The organism is Alteromonas sp. AO-Serp (assembly GCF_017849675.1).
Lineage (GTDB): Bacteria > Pseudomonadota > Gammaproteobacteria > Enterobacterales > Alteromonadaceae > Alteromonas > Alteromonas macleodii.
On sequence record NZ_JAFLMX010000320.1, the window covers coordinates 1 to 6,255 of the forward strand.

Annotated in this window: 5 protein-coding genes; 4 read left to right on the forward strand and 1 reads right to left on the reverse strand. The window is 45.2% G+C overall.

The features are described 5' to 3' along the window. The 4 genes from QVA83_RS20075 to QVA83_RS20090 all read left to right on the forward strand — a co-directional run. Positions 1-1,446: proprotein convertase P-domain-containing protein (locus QVA83_RS20075; protein ID WP_287498876.1), on the forward strand; the 1,446-nt coding region annotated here is incomplete at its 5' end. Positions 1,447-1,654: 208 nt separating this feature from the next. After that, entirely contained in the window at positions 1,655-2,311 is a 657-nt protein-coding gene (locus tag QVA83_RS20080) for a response regulator (RefSeq protein WP_283645714.1), read from the forward strand. Then, positions 2,311-3,876: an ATP-binding protein gene (locus QVA83_RS20085; protein WP_287498877.1), complete on the forward strand. Its 1,566-nt coding sequence runs from the start codon at positions 2,311-2,313 to the stop codon at positions 3,874-3,876. The genes QVA83_RS20080 and QVA83_RS20085 overlap by 1 nt, the downstream gene beginning before the upstream one ends. An 83-nt stretch (positions 3,877-3,959) precedes the next feature. Further along, a complete protein-coding gene (locus tag QVA83_RS20090) occupies positions 3,960-4,778 on the forward strand; it encodes a thioredoxin family protein (protein WP_156078820.1) in 819 nt (272 codons plus the stop codon). Between the two features lie 163 nt (positions 4,779-4,941). Here QVA83_RS20090 and QVA83_RS20095 read toward each other — a convergent pair. After that, positions 4,942-6,255, reverse strand: a 1,314-nt coding sequence (locus QVA83_RS20095) for a DEAD/DEAH box helicase (RefSeq protein ID WP_287498878.1), incomplete at its 5' end; no start/stop codon positions are given.

Consider the following 6,255-nt stretch of genomic DNA (forward strand, 5'->3'; position numbering starts at 1 on the left):
ATTGAAACTGTAGACATCGCGGCGCCGGGTACAGCTATCCTATCTACAATACCAGGTGACGGCTATGCGACATACTCGGGCACATCAATGGCAACGCCACATGTTACGGGTGCAGCAGCACTTGTGTGGTCGCTAAACCCAGAACTTACGCCATCTGAAATGAAAGAGCTGTTAATGTCTACAGGTGAAACTAGCCTATGGGCTGATGGTCGCACCGTATCTGGTAACCGCCTAAATGTACTTAACGCACTTGAAGAAGCTGATCCAACTCCAGGTTTTAAACTGGGCATTACGCCTGGTTCAGCTGAAATTGAAGCGGGTGAAACCTACACCTTCACTATTGAAGTTGGTTCAATTGCTGGCTACGAAGAAGAAGTACAGCTATCGCTTGCAGAGCCAAGTGATATCGCGTCTTTAAGTGCAAGCTCGGCAATGCCTGGCGATACGGTAACACTGACCGTAGAGACATCTGAAGATACGCCTTGGGGTCCATACAGCTTTACGGTGAACGGTGTAAGCGGTGATATTGAGAAATCTAAATCAGCGAACCTTTATGTTTACCCTCAAGGGCTAAACGAATTCCCTTACGCGTATTCTGGTGATGCTGTACCTACGTTACCGAATGAAGAAGATCCAGACGATGTCGGCGTGGACCTAGTGATTAACGTTCCTGACGACTTAACCGTATTCGGTATGCAGGCGTCGGTAAATATCACACACACCTATAGCGGAGATCTCGTACTATCACTGACCTCTCCTCAGGGTACGACCACCGTTCTTCGTCAGAATCAAGGTGGCGCTACAGATGATATCGTTGAGAGCTATAACTCTGATGCCTTTAACGGCGAAGTAGCAACAGGCGATTGGACCTTGAACGTGCTTGATACGTTCAACGGTGACAACGGCACTGTTAACACATGGAGCCTTGTGGTGACCGGTATTGGTGAAGTAGGCCCAACACCGCCTAACTCTGCGTTTACCTATGACGCTTCAGGATTATCAGTAAGCTTTACTAATAACAGTAACGACGTTAATGACGACATTGTCAGCTATAGCTGGGACTTTGGCGATGGCTCTACTTCAACGGAAGAGAACCCAACGCATGTTTACGCGAGCACAGGCGCCTATGACGTAACCCTTACGGTTACCGACTCTGAAGGCCAAACTGGCGTATCAACAGAAACCGTATCAGTTTCAGATAGCAACATTGTTGCCGAGATTGACCGCGCTATGCTGTCTCGATTCGGTTCGTTACGCGTAGATTTATCATATAGTGGCTCGATGGCCGATACTGTAATGATTTATCGCAACGGTGAGCTACTTGAAGAAGTAAGCAACACTGGACGTTATCGCGACAGAAGCAGAGGCGTTCAACCTGGTGAGTATACTTATATGGTTTGTGATGAAACCTCTGCATGCTCTGCACCAGTGTCTGTAAACCTTTAATGTAGTTTGCGTATCGCTGACGCGCTCTTCGTGACAGTCGGCGAATGATACGCAGTACAGTTAAGAGTTAAGCAATTGCCGGCCAAGGATAGGCCGGCTTTTTTTATTCTGAGAATTAAAGAGAGCACCAGTCTAAGCCATCGGCTTATTCACTATAAGCCAAATACAACGTACACTTGATGCATTAAGAGATAATAAGCATTTTTTCATGCACATACTCATTATTGACGATCACGAAATTGTAAGGGATGGCATTAAAACACTCATCGAGCAAGAGTATGGCTGGCATGTTTCTTACGCAGTAAGCTCTCTGGATGCTCTTCCCTCCTTCGCTACGTTAGACGATATTGACGTTGCCATTCTAGATATCTCGTTAGCACAGGAAAGTGGTTTCGACACGCTAATAAAAATCAAGAAAGACTCGCCGTTTATAAAGTGCCTAATGCTGAGCATGTATGATCATGTAGGCTATATCAGTAAAGCGCTTGAACTCGGCGCCGATGGCTACGTTACAAAGAATGCTGCCACCAAAGAGTTAATGGACGCGTTGGAAGCTCTAGAAAAAGACGAGAATTATCTAAGCACAGATATTAGTAAAAAGTTAGCTTTCGGTGATAAACAGCTAACCTCTATCCTTACTGAAAGGGAAAAGGAAATTTTCTTACTGTTAGCAAAAGGATTCCAGCCAAAACAGATTGCCTACTACATAGATACTGCCCCGAAAACAGTGATGGTTCACAGAACTAATATTTACAAGAAACTCAATGTAACCTCCCAATTTGGTTTACTTAGAATTGCTTTAGAAACTGGGTACCTCGACGTTTCTGACGTTATCTACGACGACACGCTAGTCAAAGCAAATTGATGAATTTAACGCGGTATTTCAACGTTACCTATTTACTAATGGGATTAGGTTATACCGCGCTATTTCACGGCGTGTGGTTGTTCAGCACCCAATTTGAAATTATTTCAGGTACGGTGAGCTGGTATTTGCCTGCTGGAGTTCGCCTGGCGGCGTTTTTACTACTGCCAATTTACAGCTGGCCACTGCTACTCATCGCAGAAAAATCAACCCACTTCATTTTATTTCACCCCGGTGGCATTCTCGACAATACGGCGTTTTTAAGTGGAACCATAGGTTGGTATTTAGTCCATTTAGTGGTGTCACCCGCGGTAATTTGTACATGCGTTTATTTATTCAGACGTCGCTTTAGCGCACCTTATATAGACAATGTTTCCAGCACCCTTGCCACGTTGGCTTTTGGTGTTCTTATAAGTGTTGCTCTTGGGGTGGTATTTTTGGGCAGAAGGGCTATTGAACTGCAAACAGGCATAGAGGTTTTTCTTTCTATTTTGTTTGATTTTTCATTAGGTGACTTTGTAGGAATTGTTGTTCTTTGTCCTTTTCTTTTCGCATTATATAAACGGCCTTCTATCCCCAAGAGTCACTTAGTACTGTACCTTACAACAATCGCTTGGCTGGTTTTGCTGATGCTGAGCAGCTATGCCTACTCCCAACAAATTAACATCAGCTATCAGGTTAAGTATCTAGCGGTTTTCCCCGCGCTCTTTTTATCGTATCGCTATGCCATAGTTGGCAGTGCGTTTTCGTGTTTACTCATAGGTATTACTGCGTTCGTGGTGGCAAGCCAGAGCGCACTTCCTCCCATTGAGCATCAGTTTTACATCTTAGCATCATGTACAAGTTGCCTCATTTTAGGTGCGTCAATTAACCAATCTACCTTGCTGAATATGAAGCTTGCGAAGAAAAACGAGGATCTTGAAGTATCGGTGCAAAGCGCTCAAGCACTGGCCAGTCAATTAGTGGTAGTGCAAGAAGATGAACGAAAGCGCTTATCGCGGGATTTACACGACGACTTTGGTCACCGCATAGTCGATTTGAAACTTCAACTGTCGCTAGATAGCAGAGAAAGCGACAACGACATGATGCTCAATAAGATAGATGCTCTATACCACGCAATGAAGAAAAGCTTAGGAGGATTACGTCCGTCCGGTATTGATACACTTCCCATTGAAAGCGTGATCCAACGTTCAGAGATTTTTACCACGCTCAAGCGCGCAAACATAGATTATTCGTTTAACGTTAGCGGCACGCCAGTACCGTTCGATTCAGACCAGAAAATACATATCTATCGCATTGTGCAGGAAGCGGTGACAAACAGTATAAAATATGCCAATGCGACGTCGCTCAGTATTGATATCAACTATGCGCAACACAGTGCCGTGTTTATCGTCACTGACGACGGCGGCGGCATCCCTGAGCATTTTGCCCACTTAGCAAACGCTGAACCCACACTCGGCCTGCTGTCGATGAGAGAACGCGCAAAGTTGATAAATGGTGAGTTTGATATTTCCCAGAACAAACCAACAGGCACCCGAGTTTGCCTGACTTTGCCCTACAGTGCTTAAGTTACTCCACTGCGTTTTAGGTGCGTCGCTGCATCCTTTTTATGCTACATTGCTGTTGATTTAACTACTATTTTGATAACCGTATGCAAAAAAATTTCATTACTCGCCGAGCCCGTTTTTTTAGACAGTGCCTGAACATTGCTGTCCTAATTGCCACTTTCACCACGTTAAATGGCTGTGTAAGTACTCAAAATGAAAGTCCTTACACTTACGCTCCGTCTGCATCACCCTATCAAGATGTGGTCAATGCACAGCAGCGAGCTGTGGAACAAAGCAAATTACTTTTGGTTGTTCTGGGTGCTCAGTGGTGCCACGACAGTACTGGCTTAGCTGAGCGTTTTGCGACAAAGGAAATGGACCTTATTCTACGCGCTCATTATGAAACCGTATTTGTTGATGTGGGAACACTTGAAGACAGAAGAAATATAACCGAGCGATTTGACTACCCCATTTATTACGCCACGCCAACAGTAATGGTGGTTGAACCTAAAACCAGCGCATTGTTAAACAGAACGTCAATGGATATATGGGGGCGCGCTGACAGCATTCCCTTATCGGAGTACATTCAGTATTTCTCTCGCTTTCCTGCAATGACAACTGCGCAAAAAGCCCCGTTTATTAACTGGGAAGCGACAGATGAAGAAGAAGCTTACAATAAAGAGCAAGCACTCAGATTACAAAGCGCTTATGACAAACTCGGTCCGCTACTTGCGCTAGATTTACAAGGTAATACCCCACAAGGGCTTAACGAGCTATGGAAAGAGACCAAAGGGTTTCGCACTGAACTGCAAAAAACGCTGATAAAGCGCGCCGAGCTTACATTAGATTCTGAGGATAGCAACGGAGTCAACACCACGCCAGCATTGCGACAATACAATCCGTTTTCGTGGGAACATAATTAATTACCCACTCAGCGAGATTTAAAATGTTCGTAATCGCGGCGTGTTATCGCAAGTATAGTGGTTCTACATCAAGGTGACGCAACAAAGAATACGGACATTAAAAAGGGCCTTTCCAACGGCCCTTTTTTAATAAACTCGGTTTTATGAAGCGCAGTTCAACTGTTTACGCTTTTGCCCTGTTTGATGCCGTATTATTAGTGGTGCTATTTGACGGATTACTTCTGCGCTTAGCTGGTCGTTTAGCGGCACTTCCTTCACTTCCTGAGCGTCTTCGACCTGCAGGCTTTCCACCGCTATTGTTGCGCGAATCCGGTTTACCTGCGCGCGGATTACCATTTCCACTACGGTTGCCTTGACGTTGACCCGACTTTTTATTCTCGCCACTTCGTTTACCTTCGCTGCCGCTCTCACCTTGTGGTGCTTTCGGCTTTTTCGGCTTCTTGGGCTTTTTAGGCTTAGAAAGCGTGGTAACAGGCACGGCTTGCTGAGGCTCGAAACCTTCCAACGTTTCACGAGGAAGCAGCTTTTGAATCAGTGTCTCAATATCTTTCAGGTTTTGCAGTTCTTCAGCACATACAAATGACCAAGCCTGTCCACTAGCGCCTGCGCGCCCTGTACGACCAATTCGGTGAACATAATCAGCTGCCGTATTGGGTAAGTCTAGGTTTACAACGATAGGCAATTCACTAATGTCGATGCCGCGTGCTGCGATATCGGTGGCTACCAGCACTTTAATTGCGCCATTTTTGAAGTCAGCAAGCGCTTTAGTTCTCGCTCCTTGGCTTTTATTACCGTGAATAGCGGCACTTGGAATTTTTGACCGAGTTAGCTTTTCTGCAATACGATTAGCACCGTGTTTCGTGCGGCTAAATACTAACACCTGCTCCCACTTCTGCTGTTTGATCAGACAAATAAGCGCGGTCGTCTTTTTAGATTTATCAATGGTCACTAAGTGCTGCTGAACCGCTTCTACCGTGGTATTGGCTGGCGCGGTTGAAATACTCACAGGGTTGCGCGTTATTGTTTTCGCCAGTGCAGTGATTTCATCAGAAAACGTGGCTGAAAACAGTAAGCTTTGACGCTCTTGTGGCAATAGCTTCAATACTCTCTTAATGTCGTGAATAAAGCCCATATCAAGCATTCTGTCGGCTTCATCCAATACCAACACTTCAAGCTGAGAAAACTTAACTGCGTTTTGCTGGTACAGATCAAGTAATCGACCAGGTGTAGCAATTAACACATCAACCCCTTTACGAAGCTTCATCATTTGCGGGTTAATGCCCACTCCACCGAATACAACAGCTGTTTTTAAGGGCAAAAATTCGCTGAACGCGCTAATGCTTTCTTCTACCTGAGCAGCAAGCTCACGGGTAGGCGTTAAGATAAGTGCTCGAACATTGTTGCCAGACACAGGTTGTCCTGATATCAGTCTCTGTAAAATAGTAAGTCCGAATCCCGCAGTTTTCCCTGTTCCCGT

Bases quoted from the DNA above. Each gene is read 5' to 3' on its own strand.
- QVA83_RS20085 (WP_287498877.1), top strand. From the start codon at position 2,311: ATGAATTTAACGCGGTATTTCAACGTTACCTATTTACTAATGGGATTA.
- QVA83_RS20080 (WP_283645714.1), top strand. From the start codon at position 1,655: ATGCACATACTCATTATTGACGATCACGAAATTGTAAGGGATGGCATT.
- QVA83_RS20090 (WP_156078820.1), top strand. From the start codon at position 3,960: ATGCAAAAAAATTTCATTACTCGCCGAGCCCGTTTTTTTAGACAGTGC.